The following is a 23554-nucleotide window of genomic DNA, read 5'->3' on the forward strand; positions in this document are numbered from 1 at the left end:
AAAAGTCATGGGTTTTCTTAAGGCCAGTAAGCAACGCAACAGTTGCTTCTCTTTTAGAACTAACCCGGGCACTACCAAGCAGCCTTGGCTCCATCTGGTACACTTACCGAAAGGCTGCTCGCAAGCCAACCACTGAAACAAAACCGGGCAGTCGGCACGGAAGCTTAACCGGATTGAATATTTTTCACTCTGCTGACTTAAACACGGATAATGAACAATAACAAAGTCTTTTACTGGTCGATTGCCGGAGCATTGGCCGGATTTCTATTTGGATTCGATACCATAGTAATCAATGGTGCCGAACAAGAGCTACAGAAACTCTGGTCCGGGTATACGCTCAATGGTCGAAACGATCTTTTCCATGGTATAGTGGTAGTCGGTTCAGCCTTGTGGGGAACTGTTATTGGAGCCATGTTTGGTGGTTTTCCCAACGATAAGATCGGTCGTAAAAAGACTTTGTTTCTCATAGGAGTTCTATATACTGTTTCTGCCTTGGGCTCTGCACTTGTAAGCGATCCATGGCTTTTTGCAGCCTTCCGTTTTATTGGTGGCTTGGGTGTTGGAGCATCGACCATAGCCGCACCAACCTTTGTTTCAGAAATTGCCCCAGCCAACCAAAGAGGGCGCCTTGTGGCCCTCTATCAGCTAAATATTGTATTCGGTATCCTTGTCGCCTTCATATCCAACTACCTGATTGCTAAAAGTATAGAAATAGAATCCTGGCGATGGATGATAGGCATTGAAGCCCTGCCTGCCTTGCTCTATACACTCATAGTGCTGACCGTACCGGAAAGCCCTCGTTGGCTTTTACTAAAGCAGGGTAATGTGGAAAAAGCGCGTAAAATTTTCGAAAAAATTTACCATTCCACCCAGGTTCAAGCCCAGTTAGAACAAGTTCGAACCTCCTCGCCACAAACACGTGGCTCTAGCGAAAAGCTTTTTTCGGCTAAGTATAAACGTCCCCTCCTGCTCGCCTTTGCCATTGCGTTCTTCAATCAGTTCAGTGGTATCAATGCCCTGCTATACTACGCCAAAAGAATATTCTCAGAAGCCGGCCTGGGTGAGGATGCCGTATTTTTAAGTACAGTAGGTGTAGGTATTGCCAATTTTATTTTCACCATTATTGGCGTAATTATTATCGACAAAGTAGGCCGTAAACGCCTAATGTATATAGGTTCCTTTGGCTATATTATTACTCTCACCACCACCTCACTAGCCTTCTTCTTTGGCTGGGCTTCTATTGTACCACCTGCTTTATTTCTATTCATTGGAGCTCATGCCATAGGCCAGGGCGCTGTTATATGGGTATTTATCTCTGAAATTTTTCCCAACCACATGCGCTCAAAAGGTCAGTCCTTTGGCTCATCAGTACACTGGTGGTTAGCAGCCATTATACCAGCCATGGTTCCCGTATTGTTCACCACCATTGGTGCCGGTTGGGTATTTGCTGCTTTTGCCATACTCATGGCCCTTCAGCTAATTTTTGTTTGGAAGGTTATGCCCGAAACCAAAGGCAAAACACTAGAGCAGTTGGAAACTGAAATGCTCTAATAGCTCCAATGGAAGGCCATAAAAAGAAAAACCCACTTTTTAAGCACTGAATCTATGGGCATCGAATATGCCTCTGTGTGCCGAAAAATTTGGTATACCACCTGTCAATCATAGGTTGTATGATTTGAGCAGATTAGGTACTTTTCATTTTTAAACTTAAACCACTAATAATGAAGCACTTGTTAAAACTCACCTTTTTAGCCCTGCTCCTGCTGCCGGCAGGTCTTATGGCTCAAAAGAAAATTGTAGCTCCGGATGAAATTGTTCTCAATGTGGGAGAAAAGAAAAAATTAGACATCTACGTTCAGGAAAACGGCAAAAAGTCTAAAGAAGATGTAAGGGCTTTCTCACGCGCCAGACGCAGTGTATATGTAGATTCTACCCAAACTATTGAGGCATTTAAACCCGGTGAGTTTGAAGTGCTTGTAATTGGTGGTGGTTCAGTGGCCGATTATCCTGAAGGAAATCGCAAAAGCATCAAGGTAAGGGTCAACTACCCTCCCATTTCAGAAATTAAAATAGAAGGCATACCCAATACTATTTATGCCGGTACTCCGGTATCCCTCAAATACAAAGTAATTGATAAGGCCGGTCTGGAAAGAGCAGATGTTCAGGTTACTTTTAGCTCAGCCAACTCTTCGGTGGCCAGTGTTTCCGGTTTTGGGGTTATCAATACATTCAAAGAAGGAAAAGTAAATATCACTGCCAAAGCAGAAAACATTGAAAATACCATAAGCCTAAATGTGGTTAAAAATCCCATTACTCGTATTGAGCTTAGCGCTGATGGAGACCAGGGAAGAACCGGTGATGTGTTCCATTTCAATGCCAAAGCACTCGATGCCAAAGGCAATGTAATTGCCGATGCACCCATTCAGTATTCCTTTTATGGCGTTTCTGACGATGTAAGCCAAAGCGCATCGGGCCTGATTAAGCAAGATGGCCGGTTCGTAGCCGATGAAGCGGGAACATACACCATAACCGCTGCCGCTGGAGTAGCTTCTGCTTCAAAAACCCTCCGCATTGTACCTCGGGATGTTACACGAAAAATTGAAATGGTAGGTCAGGGTTCTGTTAACGATAAGCATACGTCAGACCTGTGGATTTGGGAAGGTGTAGATGGCCGAGACTATGCGGTTACCGGCACCTGGGGAGCCGATGGTAAGGCCTACTTCTGGGACGTTACCAATCCTGCCAACATTTTTAAAATAGACTCTGTGCAGGTAGACGCCCGAACGGTTAACGATGTAAAAATTTCAGAAGACGGTACCATTTGTGTTATTAGCCGGGAAGGAGCCTCTAACCGTAAAAACGGACTGGTCATTATCGATGTAAAAGACCCTCGAAACGTAGAAATCATCTCCACTTTCGATGAAAACCTAACCGGTGGTGTTCACAATGTTTTCATCTACAAAAAACACATATACGCCCTTAGTGCCGGTCAAAAGTACTACATCATTAACATAGAAGATCCCAAAAAGCCCTATGCGGTTTCTAAATTTGAACTAGACACGCCAGGCCACGCCATACACGATGTATGGGTAGAAGACGGAATCGCCTATTCTTCTAACTGGTCAGACGGTATACAGCTAGTAGACGTAGGCAATGGCATAGCCGGAGGATCGCCCAAAAACCCGGTGCAATTTGCAAGCTATGCCTATCCGAACGGAGCCAACCATGCCGCCTTCCCGTACCGAAGCAAAACCGGAAAATTCTATGTAATTGGTGGTGATGAAATCTTCCCCTACGGACTCAACACAGCCAAGGGTGGAGTAAATATGGCCGGAGGTTATCTGCACATTATTGACTTTACCGATCTGGAAAACCCCGAAGAAATAGCCAGAGTTGAAATTCCTTATGCCGGCTCTCACAACTACTGGATTGAAGATGATATACTCTATGTAGCTTTCTACAATGCCGGGGTAAGAGTTTTCGATTTGAGTGGAGAGCTAATGGGTGACCTGAGAAAACAAGGCCGCGAAATTGCCTGGTTTATTCCAAACGATGGCAATGGCTATACCCCCAACGCACCGTTTACCTGGGGAGCTCAGTTGCACAAAGGACACATCTTCTTCTCTGACTGGAATAGTGGACTGTGGTCGGCCAAATTGGAGCCAGAAAAACCAAAAGAAACAAAAATTCAGTCGAAGTAATTTAGAGCATTCTGTGATCAGTATGTCAGTAAATAGGTAGAAATTTACTGATGTGCTGATCAATAGATCACTGATAACCACCAAAAGAAATGAAGAAGCTATTTACCCTTTTTGGCCTCGCCATAGCCCTGTCGGTACAAGCTCAGAGCTATTACGTGTATGTGACTGCCGAGTCTGAAGACGAAGTGTCGGTTGTGAAGTTTGACGGTAAAAAAGCCGAAACCATCAAAACAATTCCTGTAGGGGTTTGGCCTGCCGAGATTGAAGGGCCGCATGGTATTACCGTTGGTCCCAATGGTGAATATTGGTACTTGAGCCTGGCTCATGGCAACCCATACGGTATGCTCTACAAGTTTAAAACCGGAACCGATGAGCTGGTAGGCACCGTTCAGCTGGGCCTCTTTCCTGCCTCTATGCAGGTTTCGCCTGTAACAGGCCTGCTCTACTGTGTTAATTTCAATCTCCATGGCGATATGGTACCCAGCACGGTATCGGTGGTCGATGTGGAGTCTATGACCGAGCTCGACCAGATCACTACCGGTGCCATGCCCCATGGCAGCCGACTAAGCCGCGATGGAATGAAGCATTATTCGGTGGCCATGATGTCGGGCGAACTATTCGAAATTGATGCACTGGATCTGGTTGTTACCAAAAAATTCGATCTGGACGAAGCCAGTAAAATGCTGGACATGGATCATTCGAAGATGGACCACTCAGCCATGGGACACAACATGACAGACAAGGGTCAAAAAGAAAAGGCTATGGATCACTCCAAAATGGATCATTCGGCAATGGGCCATGGAGCCATGAAGCACTCAGCATTTAAACCCACCTGGGTGAGCCCTCACCCATCTAAAGATCTGGTGTATGTAGCCGGCAATGGAGCCGATGAGGTACTGGAGATTGATACCAAAACCTGGAAAGCCACTCGCAAATTCAAAACCGATAAAGGGCCATATAACATCGATCTGTCGCCCGATGGCAAGTACATGGTAGTATCTTATAAATCGGCCGCGAAAACCGGGATCTGGAATTTGGAGACCGGAGAAGAACTGGCCAGGCTAAACAACAGCCAGAAGGTCACTCATGGTGTAGCCGTTTCTCCCGACTCGCGATATGCCTTTGTAAGCGTGGAAGGTATTGCCGATGATCCCGGAATGGTGGATGTAATTGATTTACAAACGCTTAAAGTTGTAGACACCGCATATCTTGGAAAACAAGCCGGAGGCATTGCTTTTTGGAAGGTTGAAGACTGAAAAAAAAGTTAACATTTTTTGCTCAAAACATTTTCAAATCTAAACTCAACGACTACTTTTGTACTCCGATTTCAACGGTGGTCCATGGTGTAACTGGCAACACGTCTGATTTTGGTTCAGAAGAGTCTAGGTTCGAGCCCTAGTGGACCAACAAAAAGCCCTCTCATTTAATTGAAAGGGCTTTTTTTATTGCACTATGTTACACACTTACTACAAAAACACGGTTTATCTCGGTATTTGAACCTTAGTTTTAGCACCACAACTGCACTTATAAATATAAGCAGCCCCTCTTAAACAGCTTTGAACAGCGTAAAGGCCAGCCCCTGTCACTCCAGGCAAACTATGCTCTAAAATAATTTCCTCTTTGCTCACAATAGGAACGCCTCAACTCCTGTTCAGCAATAAACTCAAAACACATGAAAAGCAGCACAAACATAGGCATGGCCATACTAGGTGTGGCCATTGTGGTATCCGGCCTATTCATTAGCAACATACAAGTCAAATCAAGAGCATTCGATCGGTCGGTTGAGGTAAAAGGATTGGCCGAACGGGAAGTAGCGGCCGATCTTGGTGTGTGGCCGGTACAGGTTACACTCACCTCCAACAACCTCAACAAGCTCAAAGCCGATTTGGAACAGCAAAAAGCAACAGTCATTGAGTTTTTCAGGCAGCAAGGGTTTTCGCCAGAGGAGTTCTCTACCGGCCCTGTGAATATACAAGACACTCAGGCCAACCCGTATGGAAACAATGCTAACCTACCCTATCGATACATAGCCCAAATGGAATTTACCGTACGCACCAACAATTTGCAGAAACTGCAAAACAGCCTTACCGCCTCTCTTGAGTTGGTAGCACAGGGTATTCTCATAGGCTCAAAGAACACCTGGCAACCCATAGAATATATTTTTACCAGCCTGAACACGATTAAACCGGATATGATTGAAGAGGCGACAAAGAATGCCAGAGAGGTAGCCGAAAAGTTCGCCAAAGACTCAGACTCACGGGTGGGTAAAATAAAATCGGCCAAGCAGGGTGTTTTTAGCATAACCGATCGCGATCAGAACACGCCATTTGTAAAAAATGTGCGCGTAGTAACCACTATAGACTATTTTATAAAAGACTGATTTACTGCCCAATAAGAGCCGGAGAGGCACAAATGGCCACCCCAACAAATATTCAAACTTCACTCTTAATTTTATTTATTAAATTCCTACCTTTGCAGCTCAAAATTTGGCACCGTGAGTAATTCAACCAGAGAACATAAAATTTTTGCAGGAAACGGATCGGCAGACCTTGGAAAAAAAATCGGAGAATTCTTCGGTCAGGGACTGGGAGGTATACAATTGCAAAAATTCTCTGATGGCGAAATGGCTCCCTATTTTACCGAGTCCATTCGCGGAGCCAATGTTTTTTTAGTGCAATCGACCATGGCACCAGCCGAAAACCTGGTGGAACTTTGCCTGATGATTGATGCGGCCAAAAGAGCTAGTGCATACAAAGTAATTGCTGTTCTTCCCTATTTTGGCTATGCTCGTCAGGATCGAAAAGACAAGCCCAGAATTGCCATTGGAGCTAAAATGGTTGCCAATATTCTGACAGCCGCAGGAGCCGACAGGATAATGACCTGCGACTTGCATGCCGGGCAGATTCAGGGCTTTTTCGATATCCCAGTAGATCACCTGGATGGGTCGGCTATTTTTGTGCCGTACCTCAGAAGTCTGAATATGGACGAGCTTCTCTTCGCTTCTCCCGATGTAGGAGGTGTGAAAAGAACCCGAGAATATGCACAACATTTCAATGCTGAAATGGTGGTTATTGATAAGCACCGAAAGCGCCCCAACGAAGTAGCCGAAATGCGAATTATTGGTAGCGTAGAAGGCAAAAATGTGGTGCTGGTTGATGACTTGGTAGACACCGGAGGAACCTTGTGCAAAGCTGCCAAAATAATTATGGAAGAAGGAGCCAAGTCGGTGAGAGCCGTGTGTACTCACCCGGTACTTTCCGGCAAAGCCTACGAAAATATTGAAAATTCTGTGTTGGACGAACTCGTGGTAACCGATACCATTCCACTCGCCCAGCAGTCATCTAAAATCCGTGTGTTAACTGTTGCCGAGCTTTTTGCCAAGGCCATTAAAAACATTACCACAGACGGTTCAATCAGTCAATTATTTATTTAACAATTATATTAAAATGAGAGAAGTAGAGATTATAGGGTTTAAAAGAGCAAATCTCGGAAGAGCCGAAGCAAACAGACTTAGAGCTGAAGGCAACGTACCAGGTGTTTTGTATGGTGGCGATGAGCAAGTGCACTTCTATGCACCGGCCATTCAGTTTCGTCCTGTATTGTACACGCCTGAAGCATGCTTTATTAAGCTAAACATTGAAGGCACTGAGTATAGAGCAATTGTACAAGAGTCTCAGTGGCATCCTGTAAGCGAAGCCTTGTTGCACGTAGACCTTCTTCAGCTATTTGCCGGCAAGCCAATTAAGATGGATATTCCGGTAAGAGCTACGGGTAATGCCATTGGTGTAAAAAATGGTGGTACACTTATCTTGAAAAACCCAAGATTGAAAGTGAAAGCCTTGCCGAAAAACATGCCAGAGGTAATTGAAATTGATGTAACTAACCTAAGAATTGGTAAGTCTATAAAAGTAGGTCAACTGCCTACCGACAATTTCGAATTCCTTACCAGCTCATTGGTAACAGTAGTGAACATTGCTATTCCAAGAGCCCTTAGAGGTAAGTCTGCCGAAGAACTTGAGGCCGCTGAAAACGAGGCTGAGGAAGAAGCATCAGCAGAATAATAGAATTATAAGCTTATGGAAATCCTGCTCAGCAATGTGCAGGATTTTTTATTTTATGTGCTCAAAGTTTAATGCTTTAAGTTTAAAATCTTGAGTTTGACTACTTACTTTGAACACCAAACTTGAAACTCGGACTTCATGAAGTTTTTGATCATCGGACTTGGCAACATTGGCCCGGAATATGAACTTACCCGTCATAATATTGGCTTTTTGACATTAGATAGGCTGGCAGATCAGAAAGGAGCCACTTTCGAAATGTCTCGTCTGGCCTATCATGCCGAAGTAAAACACAAAGGCCGTACTATCCACCTCATTAAGCCCACTACCTACATGAACCTGAGCGGCAAGGCCATGCGCCATTGGATGAATGAACTGAACATTCCTAAAGAAAACTGCCTGGTGATTGTAGATGACCTTGCCATTCCCTTTGGCAAACTTAGAATGCGCGCCAAAGGCTCCAGTGCCGGACACAACGGACTCAAAAACATCGAAGACCTTACGGGAGGGCAGAACTACCCCAGGCTGAAGTTTGGGATTGGTGATGATTTTCCGAAAGGTAGACAGGTAGATTATGTACTTAGCAAATTTACCCCACAAGAGTTTGATGAACTACCATTTATAATGGACAAGGCCATTGATATGATTTATGGCTTTTGCACCATCGGCATTAGCCGAACCATGACAGAGTACAATGACTAGTTGGTTTATGGTTCATGGTTTATAGTTCATAGTGTGCCCTTCAATGAACTATAAACACTAAATTAAATCAATACCCAAGTTTCTTATACATAAGAAAATTATGTATACTTGGATATGTCTTCAAGTAAACTACTCAAGGGAAGCCTGGCCACTATTGTTCTTCGGCTCTTGGAAGAGCAAGAAAAGATGTATGGTTATGAGATTACCCAGAAAGTAAAGCAACTCACCGAAGGTGAATTTAAGATCACCGAAGGAGCTCTCTATCCTACCCTACATAAACTGGAAGCCGAAGGTTACCTGACCACAGAAACTCAATTGGTAGACGGCAGAGTCCGCAAATACTACTCCCTAACCAAGGAAGGCAATGCCGAAGCCAAAGCCAAAGTCTCTGAGCTGGAAGAATTTTTAGCAAACCTCCAAAAAGTGTTAAACCCTAAACTTGGATTGGGATGATTACGAAAGATGAACAACACACAATTGAACAGTATCTCAAAACCATAGGCATCAATACTATGGAGTTCTTTGAGGAAATGTATGATCATATTTGCACTTCCTATGAGAACAGAACAGACAAGACTCAGGACATCAAAACCCACATCAGAGATGTAGTGCAGCCAAGTTTTGGAGGAGTAAATGGCATCATCAAGATAAGAGATCAGAGAACTAAGGCCAGAATTAGACTAGTAAGAAAACGATTTGGTCAGATTTTTATAAGCTACTTCCTGGGTTGGCCCAATGTATTAATCACTTTTGGTGTAATTCTTGGAAGTTGGACGCTATCGCAGCTTTTTGGTATTAAAACCCTCATTACGATAAGCTCCATCTGCTTTATTTTCATTCCATTGACTTTCTTCTTTGGCAAATGGATCCAGTTTTGGAGGAAATGTAAAAAGGCCGGCAAGGTTTACCGAACCTCAGAGGTCTACCAGATCTTCACCCCTTTTATGGCTCTGGCTCTGCAAGTACCCAACATGACCATTCAAAGTTGGAACATGTTCGCTGACAAAGACATTTATGGCAGCCTGTTTATTCACCCTGAAATATGCATTCCATTAAGCATCATTATGCTTATCTCATTCTTTACGCTGAGCAAGCTTTATAAGGAAGAATTCATCATCAAAACCTCTTTCAATTGAAACTCACACAAGATCAATTAGCTGAAATCAAGAAATTCATCCACTCCAGAGGTTTCACTCATATTGAAGTAGAAATGGAGATTCTGGATCATGTGGCTTCTGCCGTTGAAGTTAAACTGGAATCAGACCCTAACAAATCAATCACGAAAGCCATTCATGAAGTGCATGCAGGTTTTGGGCCACTGGGTTTTAGCGTGATGGAAGATGAGTTTAGGAAGGGTTTCGGAAAGCATTATCAATCCATCCGTAAAGGTCTTTTGAAGAAATATCTATGGTCAGAAAGGGCTTGGGTTACACTGCTGGTCATTATGGCATCTTTCGCCTTGAGTACGATATTGAAAAATCTGCCTGCGTCATTTAACCTCGTCTTACTTCTCGCACTTAGTTCCATTTCATGGTTATCACTCTACTTCTACTTTAGGAGAGTATTCAGGAAATGGAGAAAGAAATCGATGGTCATTAGCCACCAGCTGGGCAAAATCGGCCTTGGTAGTTATATGATTTATTACACTATCTACTATGCCCATGAGTTTATTGGGATGGACTTCAGTTCAACTTCATTACTAACTGCTTGCCTGACCATATTATCACTTAGTACGCTTTTTACGAAAGACTGTATACTGGAAGTATTTCACTGGACCAACGAGCGGTATTTGAAATACGTTAGATAGACCTCCATTCTCTTTATGAGTTTTCGAAATTGAGCATCATATAACACACGATTACTGTCCACAATGCTATTTAAGATATATCGCTAACATTTGATAACAATCGATTGGGCACTCAAAAGCCCACTAATACACAGCCCTGAATCATGACCAAGAAAAAAACCAAACGCATACTTAAAGTCATTTTTATTGCCGCATCTATTGGCTCACTCTACTTTGTGCCTTGGCTATTGGTTAAAGCATGGATACTTCCACTGCCTGATACAGTTCAGGAGCAATTGGATGAAGCCATTGGCCATGGGTTTGATGGAATGATTGTTTATGTAGATCAAGCTGGCCAACCACCCCGGTATTTTGCATCCGGCTGGCATAACAGAGACACAAAAATTCCGGCTTACCCACAGGCATTATTTAAGATTGCCAGCATCAGCAAGCTATATGATGCTGTAGCTGTTGCCAAATTGGTTAATGATGGGAGACTGTCTCTCGATAAAACATTAGCCGATTATTTACCCGAGTTAGTAGGTAGCATTGAAAACGCTGATAAAATCACTTTGAGATTGATGATTCAGCATAGAAGTGGTATTCCCAATTTTACAGATGCGCCAGGTTTTTGGGCGGCTCCAACAGAAACCTTCGAAGAAAGTTTGGCATTGATTCTGGATCAACCAGCCAACTTTGAGCCAGGTGAAGACTATGAATATTGCAATACGAATTACCTGTTGATCAATAAGATAATGGATGATGAATTAGGTTATCCCAACTTTCAATTTATTCAAGAAGAAATATTAAGCCCATTAGGTCTTAACAACACTTACGCTTCGCTCAATGAAGTGAACATAGACAACGTAATGAGTGGCTACCATGAGGGTTACGAGTTTGACTTAAAAGAAAACGATCACGGCATGCATGCCACCGCAGAGGATGTGGGCATCTTCTTAAGGGCATTGAATGATGGGTCGTTATTCGAGCCGGGAGAAAAGGAAATCTACGCTTCCATTTATGAGTTTGAGCACGGAGGTTGGGTTCCGGGGTACCAAAGTTTTGCAAATTATGATAAGGACCTTGATGCTGTTGTCATAGCCTTTTACAGCACAACTGATCCCAAACTTTATAACTGGAACTTATCGGAAATCATAAATAATAGAATTATCAAAATTCTGAAAAGACAAAAAAGCTCATAATCTTGAGTAAGGAAATGGATTCAAGCATGAAAAAGATACAATACACAAAGGACATTAAGGCATCTGCTGAGAAGGTTTACAATACCATGTTGGGGCTTGACAATATTGAGACCTACAATCAATGGACAGCCGAATTCAATCCAACCTCAACTTATGAAGGAAGCTGGGAGAAAGGCACCAAGATATATTTTGTCGGAACGGATGAAAATGGTAAGAAGGGCGGCATGGTATCTGAAATTGCAGAGAACATTCCATTTGAGTTTGTCTCTATTCGTCATTACGGAATTTTAGACGGAGAAAACGAAATTACCGAAGGCCCTGATGTTGAAAGTTGGGCAGGTAGTCTGGAGAACTATTCATTCCATGAGCACAATGGTATAACCACCGTAACTGCAGAAATCGAACTCGCTGAAGAATACCTTAATTATTTTGATGAGACCTGGCCTAGGGCATTGAATAAACTCAAGGAACTATCTGAATCCGGCAAATGACCAATTCACTAATTACCCAATTCCCGATTTTCCAAGCACCGCTGCCAGCAGCACATTCGCTCCATTCTCCACATCATGATCGTGAGAATACTCTTCTACATTGTGGCTGATGCCTTTTACGCTAGGAATAAAAATCATGGTCGAAGGACAAAAAGAGGCCATCATTTGAGCATCATGTCCGGCTCCACTAGGCATTCTTTTATAGGTCAATCCCAAAGATTTAGTGGCATGCTGCACACTGTCAGTCATGGCTAATGGGAAACGAACCGGGCCAAATCGTACCATTTCCTCTCTTTCCAATAACAGCTTATCGCTCGCTACCACTTCATTTATATAAGCATCGATATCTTTCTGTGCCTCTTTGAGAAGCGTTTCGTCAGTGCTACGAACATCCAGGGTAAAGGCTGCACTTTCAGGGACTATATTGATTGCCCCCGGACTAAACTTTACCGACCCCACGGTAGTCAATACCCGACTATCTCGCTTTCGAGCATATTCTCCCACAAACTGTTGAACTTTGGCAGAGGCAAAACCGGCATCTTTGCGGTAATACAATGGAGTGGTTCCTGCATGGTTTGCTTCGCCTTTTATCACATAACGCGTCCAATAAATACCCTGCACCAATTCCACAACCCCAATATTTATTTGCTCCAGTTCCAATACCGGGCCTTGCTCAATGTGTAGCTCATAAAATGAATCGAACTCAATAGTGCCTGGTTTCATTTTGCCGGCATAGCCAATGGACTTAAGACAGCTTCCAACCGTTTCATTGGGATTATCATAGGCTGGTGAGTTGAGAATTTCAGAAAGATCGGCCATTCCCGCATAGACGTGGCTGCCCATCATATCAGGTGCAAACCTCACGCCTTCTTCATTGGTAAAGTTGACGAGCGCCAAAGGTTTGTCTGTTTCGATATGATTGTCATTGAGCGTATGAATCAATTCTAAACCCGCAAGTACTCCCAGTGCGCCATCGTATCGGCCTCCCGAATAGACAGTATCGAGGTGTGACCCAAAAGCCACCGGCTTACCTTCAGACTTGCCTTTTCTAAGCCCAATCATATTACCCAACTGATCGATATGAACTTCCAGTCCGGCATCAGTCATTTGGGTTTTGAGTAAATCTCTCGCCTCTTTGTCTTCTTTAGACAGGGCTATGCGCTCCACACCAATTCTGCCCTTCTTCCCTATTTGAGCATAGCGATCGAGGTTTTCCAACAAGCGTTGCGCATTTATTTTCATGAAACTGTTTTATGTTCAAGGTTCAGGGTTTCTGGTTCATTGTTCAGAGTTTATAGTTTGGAGTACATGGTTATGGACAGCCTTAAATCCTCTGGGAGGGAATAGCTTCACCATAAACGCCCTACCTTTACCATAGCTCTCAGCAGGCAGGTTTTAGCACCGGTTTACCCCCTTTAAACCATTAACCTTAAACTAACTTACGGTAGAACCCGGGCTTACGTTTTCATTGGGTTGAATAAGCCTTAGGTTACCTTCTGCGTCTTCAGCCATCAGAATCATGCCTTCTGAAACCGTGCCCATCATTGGCCTTGGAGCTAAATTGGCCACAATGGTTACTTGTTTACCAACCATTTCTTCAGGAGAATAATGCTTGGCAATTCCACTCAAAATGGTGCGTTTATCCACACCAGTATCTACCAAAAACTGAAGTAGCTTATTGGACTTCTCTACTCGTTTGGCTTCCAAAATGGTTCCTACCCTAAGGTCCAATTTCATAAAATCGTCAAATACAATGGTTTCTTTGAGTGGGGCTACTTCTACTTCTTTGTTCTCCATTTGGTTTTGTTTCTTAGTATTCTCCAGTTTCTGAATTTGTTCTTCTATGGTTTTATCTTCTATTTTCTCGAAAAGCAATTGCGGTTGCTTCAATTCATGGCCTGCCTTGAGCAGATCGTCAGAGCCGGCAACTGACCAATCTAATTGTCCGAGGTTAAGGAAATCGCTTAGTTTTGCCGTACTGAAGGGTATAAACGGCTCAGCTACGATAGCCAGATTAGCTACCAATTGCAAAGCAATGTTTAGAATGGACTTTACTCGTTCTTCATCGGTTTTTATCAGTTTCCATGGCTCGGTGTCAGCAAGGTATTTATTGCCTATTCTTGCCAGGTCCATCATCTCCGCAAGAGCCTCTCTAAACCTATAACGTTCTATGGAATCGCCTACTTTCTTGGGTACCTGACCCAGGGCATGAAGTACTTCTCTATCGATATCGAATAGCTCTCCCCGCTCAGGCACTTTTCCTTCAAAATACTTGTGGGTAAGAACCACTGCCCGGTTAACAAAGTTGCCCAATATGGCTACAAGTTCGCTATTGTTTCTAGCCTGAAAGTCTTTCCAGGTAAAATCGTTGTCTTTGGTTTCGGGAGCATTGGCACAAAGGGCATATCGTAGCACATCTTGCTTACCGGGAAGCTCCTGAAGGTATTCGTGCAACCAAACGGCCCAGTTTCTTGAGGTCGATATCTTATCGTTTTCCAGGTTTAAAAATTCATTGGCCGGAACATTTTCCGGTAAAATATAATCGCCATGCGCCTTGAGAATGGCAGGAAAAATAATGCAATGAAACACAATGTTGTCTTTACCAATAAAGTGCACCAGCTTGGTGTCTTTGTCTTTCCAGTAAGGCTCCCAATCTATTCCCTTCTCTGCAGCCCACTCGCGGGTAGCCGAGATATAACCGATTGGGGCATCAAACCAAACGTAGAGTACTTTACCATCGGCTCCCTGAACTGGCACTTGAATCCCCCAATCTAAATCCCGTGTCATGGCTCGAGGCTGCAAACCTCCGTCAATCCAGGACTTACATTGGCCCCACACGTTGGGCTTCCAATCATTCTTATGTCCTTCTACTATCCATTGATTGAGCCACTTTTCATAGTTCTGCAGGGGCAGATACCAATGTTTAGTTTCTTTAAGTACGGGTGGATTTCCTGTGAGTGTAGATTTAGGGTTGATCAGATCGGTTGGGTTGAGTGAAGTACCACAATTCTCACACTGATCGCCATAGGCTGATGGATGGTTGCACTTAGGGCAGGTACCTGTAATATAGCGGTCTGCCAAAAATTGCTTGGCCTCCTCATCAAAGTATTGCTCACTTACGCGCTCCTCAAACTTCCCTTCCTTGTAAAGCTTTTTGAAGAATTCTTGCGCTGTCTCATGATGCACCGAGTTGGAAGTGCGTGAATAGATATCAAAAGAAACACCTAGTTGATCAAAGCTTTTTTTGATCATGCCGTGGTATTTATCTACGATTTGCTGAGGGTCTATACCTTCTTTTCGGGCACGCATGGTAATGGCCATTCCGTGTTCATCGGAACCACAAATAAAGGCCACATCTTCTCCCTTGGAACGCAAATAGCGCACATAAATATCTGCCGGAATATATACCCCTGCCAGGTGGCCAATATGAACAGGACCATTGGCATAGGGCAAAGCAGCTGTAACAGTATGTCTTTTGAAATCCGTTTTCGTCATGGCTGCAAAGATAGTTTTTAGATTCCTGAAGTCAGATTTTAGAGAATCAAATTTGGCAGGAACATAAATAAATTAGCCCGCGGTTTAAACCGTGGGCTAATTATTGGTTGTACTGATTTGGAGATTCCCGCCTTCGCGGGAATGACAACTATTTCTATCCATAAGAGGCTCTCACAGAGAACTCTGAAGAACCATTAATCTCCGAGGCCCTTTTAGGAGACTCTGAGGCCGGTTTTATCTCTTCGTGTTTATCTTATTCTTTTTTGCTCCCTGATAAATGGAGTTAAAGATAAGCTTGTAAGTACCTCTGGGCTGACCTCTAAACTGTGGTTTGAAGCCAAATAACACAAGGTTACCTCCTCCATAGTTCACATTGAGCATGGCCGAAGTATTGGCCAGGTACTTTTCTTCTCCCATGGCCCAACCACTCATTAGTAGATCGTCTGAAGCATATCTTGCTACTTCTTCGATACCTTGAGCTCCACTTTCTACAGCAAAGGCTCCGCTATTATCGAATGAAGCGGCAACTTGGTTCATCATACCAAACGCCAACGGATTGGAAGTATCAATATCTGTCCTGATGAGTGACCCGGGTATAAAGAACTCTGTATCCTTCAAACCACTGAGTACATTTTTGACCGGTAGTTTGAACTGTTCGATAGCAAAGTCGCTGGAAGCATCGAAGAAAATGATGGTTCCTCCGCTTTTGGCGTAAGTATCGAGAGCTTTTACACCTTCTTCACCAATTCCTCCCACAAATTTTTCAGGCATTCTTCCCTGGCTATGCCCCTGCATGATGCCTCTCCCACTCTGAGAGGGGAAAATAAGTGCACTGTATTGAGAGAGATTGCCCGACTGAATTTGCTCATTGTGCAGGGTATCCAAATCAAACTCAAACTGCTCCAGCATCCAGCGTGTCCACCCTTCGTCCATATTGGCCTGCCACGATTTATAAATTCCAACCTTCACGCGGTTTAGTTCTTCCATGGGTGCTGCCGGAGCCTTAGCCAGACGCGTAAAGTCCAGGCCAAGCTCTGCACTTAGCTTCTGCACTTCATCATCCAGCCCTCTCTTGCTTCTTACTACTACAGAACCGGCTTTGGCATTGTCATCGTCCGCTTTCAATAAACTCACCGTATAACCGGCTTTTTGCAATCGGTTAATGGCCTTGGCACTCAGGTTGTCTTTGTTGGAAAATACGTATCCATAGCGACCCGAGCCAGCAACTTGCCCTGCTTCAGGCACAAGTTTTTCAGTGATCTCTTCTGCCGAAGCGTTGAAGGTATCGGTTATGCGGTCTACAGTTACTCCCATTTGCAATGGCAGCGTCCATCCTGCCAGATCGTATGGCGGCATTGGAGGCCCTCCCGGATAACGAAACTGATCAGGATACACCTGCTTCTCCATTAAATCGGCAAGGAAGGGTCTAAAAGCCTGACTTCCGTAGAATATGATAGATCCGGCCTCATAGGTCTTCCCATTTACTGTAAAAGGAGCCGTTGCTCTATGAGCCTCTATGCCACCCTGCATTAGTATATTGGTTAAGTTTATGGCTTCACTTGGATTCCACTGGTCTTTGGGAATAACATAGGCAAAGGCGCCAGACCGATCTTCTATAGCATCGCGTCCCATGCTATAGATGTTGTAAAGAAACTCGTCTTTCTTGTCGGCTGCCAAATCAAGAACAGCCATCGATGCCTCCAGCATGTAATCCACAGCACTTCTAAAATGAAGCATTCCGCCTTTCCATGGAAATGGATAGAAAATCTCTGTTCCGTTTGAGGCCTTACCCCCCACTGTTTCGGGGAATCGCTCAGGGTCATACTCAGTAGGTGTTGGGCTGGGTTGAGCCGTTTCTGTGAGTATTCCTATCTGGTTATGATAGTAAGGAGCCGTTCTCATACCTCCATTCCAGAACATAGAATAGCCCGTGGTGGCTATGGCCCCTGGCATTTTCTTCATGGCAAAGCGATTGGCCATGGCCGTTCCCACTAGATTAACTCCGGTGGTAACACCGGGATGGATTTTTTGGTTTACCGGGCTTCTGAAAGGCGGAATAAATATCATGGCCCAACGCGGTGCGGTCTGGTGATGGTTGTGTACAATTTGAGGATACCACTCGTGGTATAGCACCTGGGTAACTGCCTTTGTCTCGGGCATATTGTTCATAAACCAATCCCTGTTGTTATCGTGCCCCACGTATTTCTGATACAGAATTGGTGGAGAGGTATTTTCGAAAGGTGTTCCTAGGTTTTTACGATACCAATCAACTACAATATCAAGTCCATCGGGATTCATTACGGGAACAATAAGAGTAATTACGTTTTCCCTGATCTTTTGCATTTCCTCCGATTCCTCTGCGGCAACTCTCCAGGCCAGCTCAGAAGTCATTTGTGCGTGAGCCCGCTCCGTGGCATGCATTCCGCCATCGAACCACACAATGGCCTTACCTTCTTTGGCCAGCTGCCGGGCCTCGGCCTCAGAAATCTCTGCCCTAGATAGTTTTTCACTAATCTCTCTCCATCGCTCCAACTGAGCCATATTTTTCTCGCTGGAAATAAAAAAGAGCTTTATGGGACGTCCCATAACCGATTTACCAATTTCTACCATCTGTACACGCTCGGTAGAAGCGGCAAGCTTGTCGTAGTATTCAAGCATCTGGTCATAATCGGCCAACTTATAATCGGCTCCAACTTCATGGCCAAATGTCTCTCTGGGGTGTGGTATTTGTGCCTCCATGATACCCGGCAGGGCCATCAACAAAGCACAAATCAGCAGTTGTATATTCTTCATCATGTATTTTAAGGTTTGGTTGAAAATAGCAGAAGCCTTTCATATTGCTAACCTTAATTATTTAATCAGCAGATATTGGTGATGAAGGTTGCGCCTGAAAAGAAAGCCCATAATTTTGGCCTGACATTGATTTCAAACCCAAAACAAACCTATGGCTTCGCTTACCGGACATCAATTCATCGGATTTTCTACCTCTGCTAAGGGAAAAGACACTTTCAAGGCAATTAATCCTGCCAACTCTGAAAATCTGCCCACAGACTTTTTTGAGGCTACGGAAGAAGAAATTCAACAGGCAACCGCCCTTGCCAAAAAAGCCTATTCATCTTTTAAGCAAATAGATAATGAGCAAAAAGCCCTTTTTCTGGAGACTATTGCCAATGAACTTTTGGCTCTGGGTGACGCCCTAATTGAACGATGCATGGAAGAAACGGCTCTACCACGCCCCAGACTGGAAGGCGAGCGAGGCCGTACTATGAACCAGCTCAAGCTGTTTGCCTCAGTAGTACGTGAAGGTTCGTGGGTTGATGCCCGAATTGACCGCGCTGACCCCGACCGGGTGCCACTTCCAAAGCCTGACGTGCGGCAAATGCAACGGCCACTTGGCCCTGTGGCTATTTTTGGAGCCAGTAATTTCCCACTTGCTTTTTCAGTAGCCGGTGGCGATACGGCTTCGGCCTTTGCAGCCGGTTGCCCGGTTATTGTAAAAGGCCACCCTTTGCATCCGGGTACCTCCGAATTGGTGGCTCAAGCTATTCTCAAAGCAGCCAAGGCGTGTAACCTACCGGAAGGAGTATTCTCTCTTGTTCAGGGTAAAACCATAGCAGTAGGTATGGCCCTGGTAAATGACCCAAACATTAAAGCGGTTGGTTTTACAGGCTCTTATAGGGGCGGAAAAGCACTTTTCGATGCGGCCAATCAACGTCCCGAGCCTATTCCTGTTTATGCAGAAATGGGCAGCACCAACCCGGTATTTATGCTTCCGGGAGCCTTGGCAAGTAAAGCGGAAGCCCTTGCCAAGGGACTAGCAGGCTCGTTTACTCTCGGAGTGGGTCAGTTCTGTACCAACCCCGGTCTGGTGGTACTCCCTTCAAGCGAGCATACAGACCAGTTTAAGAAAACATTGGCGGCCTGCAATGAAACTTCGGCCGAAGGCATCATGCTCTCGCAAGGAATTAAAAGTGCCTTTAATCTGGGCGTAGAACAACTTAAAAGTAGCCCGGGTGTAACAGAACTTAGTCATTCAACAGGCGTGGCTGAAGGCAATAAAGCTGTTAACCAAATATTTGAAGCGCACATAACCACGGTGCTACAAAACAAAGCCCTGCAAGAAGAAGTATTCGGGCCGGCTACTTTGTTGGTCAATGCATCGGCCAAAGAAGAAATACTTCAGTTTGCCAGAGGTCTGGAAGGCCACCTGACGGCCACTATACATGGTACGGAAGAAGATTTACGAGAGTATGCGGAACTGGTAAGTATTCTGGAAGAGAAGGTAGGTAGAATTGTGTTCAATGGCTTCCCAACTGGTGTTGAAGTATGCCATTCTATGGTACATGGAGGCCCTTTTCCGGCTACTACGGCTCCACAAACTACCTCTGTAGGCACTGCGGCTATTAAGCGTTTTGTGCGCCCCGTTTGCTATCAGGATTTTCCGCAAGAGGCACTACCCGATGCTCTCAAAGACAGCAACCCTTTGAATATCTGGAGACTCGTGGATGGAACACTGAGTAGAAACTCTTTATGATTGAAGGGTTCATTATCGCTTTTTGTGGTTAGCCTTAACAATGCGGGTCATCGAGCTAGTAAGTAGCAAAAAATGGGCAAATCGAAACTAAGCTCTAAGGATCAGCCCGGAAGTTTTAAAAAAAACCAAGATTGAAACTACTCTGAAGGAAAAACGCTGGAAAGATAGAAAGAGGTTGGGTTGACATTCAACACTAATTGGTTTTGGTTTATTCAAGCCTAAAGTGTGGAACGTAGTCTCCTTTTATTTTGGAAGGTATTGATTGCCAGGCCGCTTTTGACCAAATTCACTGAACATAACAGCGCTTTATGTCCAGACCGGTCGTTTCTACATATTTTTTGTTCTTTGCCTTTCTATGGATTGCTTGCCCAATTCTTGCCGTTGCTCAAAATTTACAGATTGACCATGTGGTGTATGCCTATTCCAACCTCGATAGCGCCAAAAACAGGTTCGTTTCCATGGGTTTTACTTTAAAACCCGGAAGACTGCACTCCAACGGCTTACTCAATGCTCATGTCAAATTTGAAAACGGCAGCTATGTAGAGCTTATGAGTTTAAAAGGACAGCCAACTGACGATGTAGCCCTAAAATACAAGACCTTAATTGAACAACATTATACCGGAGCCTACCTAGCGCTTACAGGGCCGGAACACCACAAAATAGTTTTAGCTCTACGCCAGTTGAACATTGAACATGAGGTGACTAACGGCAGTTTGTGGACTTACATTGCCTTTCCTGAATACTCGCCCCTGAGTCATATTTTTTTTATTACTTACCACCACCCAAACCCGGCCACCGGAGAGTTTACTATTCACAGCAATGGTTTCAATGGGCTTAAGGAGGTAGTTATAGAGGGCGGTGAACTGTTGGTAGGTTTACTCCATACACTGGGGCTTAGGAACAGCCTGACGGAGCAAGAATCTTTCCTTGCCAGGTTCTCCACTCCTACCGGGGCAATAACCATTGTGGAACAGGAAAACAAAGATGTTCGGCCTCGTATACTGACCACAAGTTTCTCCAATGGTCAAGGTCAACAGCTTACCATCAGCGGTAATCGTTAACAGGGTTCAGCCTGAGTGTTTCAATCGTTAGGCTTACACCCCGCAGGAAGTTCGAAGCGCGGCCGACATGCCAGAGGAATAGGCATTTCGTGGCCATTCTTTTTATAAAAATCCGTCAGGCTAATGGTTTTAGAAAACCCGTCTTCAGTGGCAAAAAACACTTCGTGGTTCAGAAGAATATCGTCTAATATGGTAATGGTGCAATCAAGACAGTCTTCCCCGTTGGGACCATAACTTGGTAAAAATACCTGATTCTGTCCTTTCTCATTTTTTAGTCTGCCTATTCCGGAAGCTCCTTTTGCCTCTTGAATAGAACCTGTAGAGGGTTTGTTGCGCCATAAAAAATCTTTACATCGAATATTCAGAGGAATCAGATCCACTCCCAAATCTCCGCAAGACATTTCATTTTTTCCTGGCCGGAAATAATAGTCCACCTCCACATAATTCAGATATACCGGCTCTAAAATGGTATAGTCCAGGTGTACTATTTGCACAGGCTTTTCACCAAAAAAAGTAAACTGGTCTGGGATAACTAGACCAATGTTAGCTCTTGCTGCCTTTTCTCCCGCATTGGCGGTCATCAGTTCCATAACAGGAGGAGAAGCCATGTAATACTTGGAGATAAAGTATTTACGGCCGTCTTCTTCTCTATACCCAAAGGGTACATTTTCCAGCACCTGGTTCTTGGTATTCCACTCCAGATTTTCCTGCCCGTTCCATATCGTACCGCGGGTAGTTATTTCCGTGTTGCAACCGTACAATGAAAGTTCTTGCCTACCGGGTGACGACACGGGCGATTCTCCTAGGTTAAAATTCACGTATCCGAATCTATGTTCGCGTTCGTCTTCGCCTGTGTTTTGGCATTTACTGCTTAGCAACAGAGAAAGTGCTATCAGCAGAGAGGCTACCTTTAAATGTCTTTTCATGATTGGGTGTTTATTGGTTAGGAAGATAGCACTATTTTGCCAGTTGGCTATTTCCGGCCAACAACCAAATACTGCTAAAGTGGCCGTTCAGGCTCCATAAGCCCCCTACTCCCTGTCATTTCGAGAAATATTTTCCCGATAGTGTAGAATACCTTTCCACCCAAACAAAACACACTATAATTCAAAATACTGAAAATCAAACATTTAACCACAAACCTCAGCGACCAAAGGCTATGGCACCATCCTTGGATTTCTTAGGGTGAACCAAAAGATAAAACTATGAATGCAACAATAGACAAACTGAAAGGCAACTGGAACATTGTAAAAGGAAAATTAAAACAAGAATATGCTAATCTTACTGATGACGATCTTACTTATACGGAGGGTCAGGAAGATGAACTTCTGGGGAGAATTCAGAGAAAGACTGGAAAAGCTAAGAGCGAGATTAAACGATTTATCGATTCCCTCTAATGTATACGTCCGATAAAACGCGTACATTAAAAATCTGATAGCTAAATACTTATGGATTTCTCTAACCTCTTAGCCATCTATGTGAACTGCACCCTTAAACGTTCGCCAGAACAAAGCCATACGGAAGGCCTCATGCGTTTGTCTAAGACAATTATGCGCAAAGAAGGCGTAACGGTCGATGAGCTTCGGCTAATAGACCATGAGGTAGCCAGCGGGGTATTTCCGAACATGGAAGAACACGGCTGGCCAAAAGATGAATGGCCGGAACTTTCCGAACGAATTCTGAGGGCTGATATTCTGGTGATTGGCACTCCTATTTGGCTGGGAGAGAAATCTTCTGAAGCTCAAAAGCTGATCGAACGGCTTTACAGCCTAAGTGGCCAAACAAACAGCAAAGGCCAATACCTATACTACGGCAAGGTTGGAGGCTGTGTAATTACCGGCAACGAAGATGGAGCCAAGCATTGCGCCATGTCTATTCTTTATGCTTTACAGCACATTGGCTACTCCATACCTCCCCAAGCCGATTGTGGTTGGCTGGGTGAAATAGGCCCCGGCCCCAGCTATTTGGATGAAGAATCGGGCGCGGTTAAGAACGAGTTTACTAACCGATACACCACGTTTATGACCTACAACCTCTTGCACCTTGCTCAACTCCTTAAGAAGGCAGAAGGCTACCCCTCCTATGGCAATTCCCGAAAGGATTGGGAAAATGGTAAACGATGGAATTTCGACAATCCGGAATATCGATAAACAACGCACTATCTGTTTGATCTCCTGTGAACAAGTCTTTATTTTAAGCCTATGGCTAAAAATAACACACGGCATGAAACGGTGGATCATTAATGGTTTGGTTTGGGGTATATTAATGTTTGTGATTACATCATGCATTATGCCTCTACTGAAAAACGAAGAGCTTCAGGCCAGGGAATTGCTCATTTCAGCACCTATTTGGTTATTGGGTGGGCTGGCCTACGGATACACCACAAAGCAACCCTCAGCTTCTAAACCTGACGAAAAACGGACTTAACCTCTGCAGAAAAGCCCATCACAACATCGCAGACGCTGTAAGACATTTTATAAATTGATAGCCACTTGTTTGTTTATTAAACCGTACCGTAAAAGCA

At 44.2% G+C, this 23554-nt stretch carries 21 protein-coding genes and 1 tRNA gene; 18 read left to right on the top strand and 4 right to left on the bottom strand.

Annotated elements, in window-relative coordinates; translation table 11 throughout:
- The first annotated feature begins 210 nt into the window (after positions 1–210).
- The 13 genes from B3O12_RS10125 (at position 211) to B3O12_RS10185 (ending at position 11940) form a co-directional block, all read left to right on the top strand.
- Complete coding sequence (locus B3O12_RS10125; protein ID WP_286756212.1) at positions 211–1551, top strand: sugar porter family MFS transporter; 1341 nt, start codon at positions 211–213, stop codon at positions 1549–1551.
- A 170-nt stretch (positions 1552–1721) separates the two neighbouring features.
- Entirely contained in the window at positions 1722–3701 is a 1980-nt protein-coding gene (locus tag B3O12_RS10130) for an LVIVD repeat-containing protein (protein ID WP_286756213.1), read from the top strand.
- An 89-nt stretch (positions 3702–3790) separates the two neighbouring features.
- The gene (locus B3O12_RS10135; RefSeq protein WP_286744503.1) at positions 3791–4957 is read left to right on the top strand and encodes a YncE family protein; all 1167 of its coding nucleotides are present in this window, start codon (positions 3791–3793) and stop codon (positions 4955–4957) included.
- 78 nt (positions 4958–5035) lie between these two features.
- A tRNA-Gln gene (locus B3O12_RS10140) sits at positions 5036–5108 on the top strand.
- A 265-nt stretch (positions 5109–5373) separates the two neighbouring features.
- A complete protein-coding gene (locus tag B3O12_RS10145; RefSeq protein WP_189630938.1) occupies positions 5374–6081 on the top strand; it encodes an SIMPL domain-containing protein in 708 nt (235 codons plus the stop codon).
- A gap of 114 nt (positions 6082–6195) precedes the next feature.
- Positions 6196–7134, top strand: a complete 939-nt coding sequence (locus tag B3O12_RS10150) for a ribose-phosphate pyrophosphokinase (RefSeq protein WP_189630937.1) — start codon at positions 6196–6198, stop codon at positions 7132–7134.
- 13 nt (positions 7135–7147) lie between these two features.
- The gene (locus tag B3O12_RS10155; protein WP_189630936.1) at positions 7148–7762 is read left to right on the top strand and encodes a 50S ribosomal protein L25/general stress protein Ctc; all 615 of its coding nucleotides are present in this window, start codon (positions 7148–7150) and stop codon (positions 7760–7762) included.
- 138 nt (positions 7763–7900) lie between these two features.
- The gene (gene pth, locus B3O12_RS10160) at positions 7901–8461 is read left to right on the top strand and encodes an aminoacyl-tRNA hydrolase (RefSeq protein WP_286756214.1); all 561 of its coding nucleotides are present in this window, start codon (positions 7901–7903) and stop codon (positions 8459–8461) included.
- Positions 8462–8575: 114 nt separating this feature from the next.
- Positions 8576–8914, top strand: coding sequence for a PadR family transcriptional regulator (locus tag B3O12_RS10165; protein WP_189630934.1), 339 nt, complete (start codon positions 8576–8578; stop codon positions 8912–8914).
- Positions 8911–9597 (top strand): hypothetical protein, encoded by a 687-nt coding sequence (locus tag B3O12_RS10170; protein ID WP_286756215.1) that lies wholly within the window; start codon positions 8911–8913, stop codon positions 9595–9597. The genes B3O12_RS10165 and B3O12_RS10170 overlap by 4 nt, the downstream gene beginning before the upstream one ends.
- A complete protein-coding gene (locus tag B3O12_RS10175; RefSeq protein ID WP_189630932.1) occupies positions 9594–10268 on the top strand; it encodes a hypothetical protein in 675 nt (224 codons plus the stop codon). Before B3O12_RS10170 ends, B3O12_RS10175 begins: the two co-directional genes overlap by 4 nt.
- Positions 10269–10411: 143 nt before the next feature.
- Complete coding sequence (locus B3O12_RS10180) at positions 10412–11449, top strand: serine hydrolase domain-containing protein (protein WP_286756216.1); 1038 nt, start codon at positions 10412–10414, stop codon at positions 11447–11449.
- Positions 11450–11475: 26 nt separating this feature from the next.
- Positions 11476–11940, top strand: a complete 465-nt coding sequence (locus B3O12_RS10185) for an SRPBCC family protein (RefSeq protein ID WP_286756217.1) — start codon at positions 11476–11478, stop codon at positions 11938–11940.
- Between the two features lie 12 nt (positions 11941–11952).
- Here B3O12_RS10185 and B3O12_RS10190 read toward each other — a convergent pair whose 3' ends face one another.
- From B3O12_RS10190 to B3O12_RS10200, 3 genes are all read right to left on the bottom strand, one after another.
- A complete protein-coding gene (locus B3O12_RS10190; RefSeq protein WP_286756219.1) occupies positions 11953–13182 on the bottom strand; it encodes a M20 family metallo-hydrolase in 1230 nt (409 codons plus the stop codon).
- Between the two features lie 192 nt (positions 13183–13374).
- Positions 13375–15435, bottom strand: coding sequence for a methionine--tRNA ligase (metG, locus tag B3O12_RS10195; RefSeq protein ID WP_286756220.1), 2061 nt, complete (start codon positions 15433–15435; stop codon positions 13375–13377).
- Between the two features lie 234 nt (positions 15436–15669).
- Complete coding sequence (locus tag B3O12_RS10200; RefSeq protein ID WP_286756221.1) at positions 15670–18231, bottom strand: M14 family metallopeptidase; 2562 nt, start codon at positions 18229–18231, stop codon at positions 15670–15672.
- Positions 18232–18379: 148 nt separating this feature from the next.
- Here B3O12_RS10200 and B3O12_RS10205 point away from each other — a divergent pair, with 148 nt between their 5' ends.
- Together B3O12_RS10205 and B3O12_RS10210 are read left to right on the top strand one after the other, a co-directional pair.
- Complete coding sequence (locus tag B3O12_RS10205; protein ID WP_286756222.1) at positions 18380–19969, top strand: aldehyde dehydrogenase (NADP(+)); 1590 nt, start codon at positions 18380–18382, stop codon at positions 19967–19969.
- Between the two features lie 308 nt (positions 19970–20277).
- Positions 20278–21030, top strand: a complete 753-nt coding sequence (locus tag B3O12_RS10210) for a VOC family protein (protein ID WP_286756223.1) — start codon at positions 20278–20280, stop codon at positions 21028–21030.
- 20 nt (positions 21031–21050) lie between these two features.
- Here the strand turns inward: B3O12_RS10210 and B3O12_RS10215 are convergent, their stop codons facing one another.
- Positions 21051–21956, bottom strand: coding sequence for a hypothetical protein (locus B3O12_RS10215; protein ID WP_286756225.1), 906 nt, complete (start codon positions 21954–21956; stop codon positions 21051–21053).
- Positions 21957–22235: 279 nt separating this feature from the next.
- On the opposite strand from B3O12_RS10215, the gene B3O12_RS10220 reads away from it, so the two are divergent.
- The 3 genes from B3O12_RS10220 (at position 22236) to B3O12_RS10230 (ending at position 23457) form a co-directional block, all read left to right on the top strand.
- Complete coding sequence (locus B3O12_RS10220) at positions 22236–22427, top strand: CsbD family protein (RefSeq protein WP_189630923.1); 192 nt, start codon at positions 22236–22238, stop codon at positions 22425–22427.
- Positions 22428–22478: 51 nt separating this feature from the next.
- Positions 22479–23180 carry a flavodoxin family protein gene (locus B3O12_RS10225; protein ID WP_286756227.1) on the top strand — a complete coding sequence of 234 codons (702 nt, stop codon included), beginning with the start codon at positions 22479–22481 and terminating at the stop codon, positions 23178–23180.
- 73 nt (positions 23181–23253) lie between these two features.
- A complete protein-coding gene (locus B3O12_RS10230; RefSeq protein WP_286756228.1) occupies positions 23254–23457 on the top strand; it encodes a hypothetical protein in 204 nt (67 codons plus the stop codon).
- Positions 23458–23554 lie beyond the last annotated feature (97 nt).

Origin of the sequence: Roseivirga sp. UBA838, from assembly GCF_002296035.1 — a bacterium.
GTDB classification, from domain to species: Bacteria; Bacteroidota; Bacteroidia; order Cytophagales; family Cyclobacteriaceae; genus Roseivirga; species Roseivirga thermotolerans.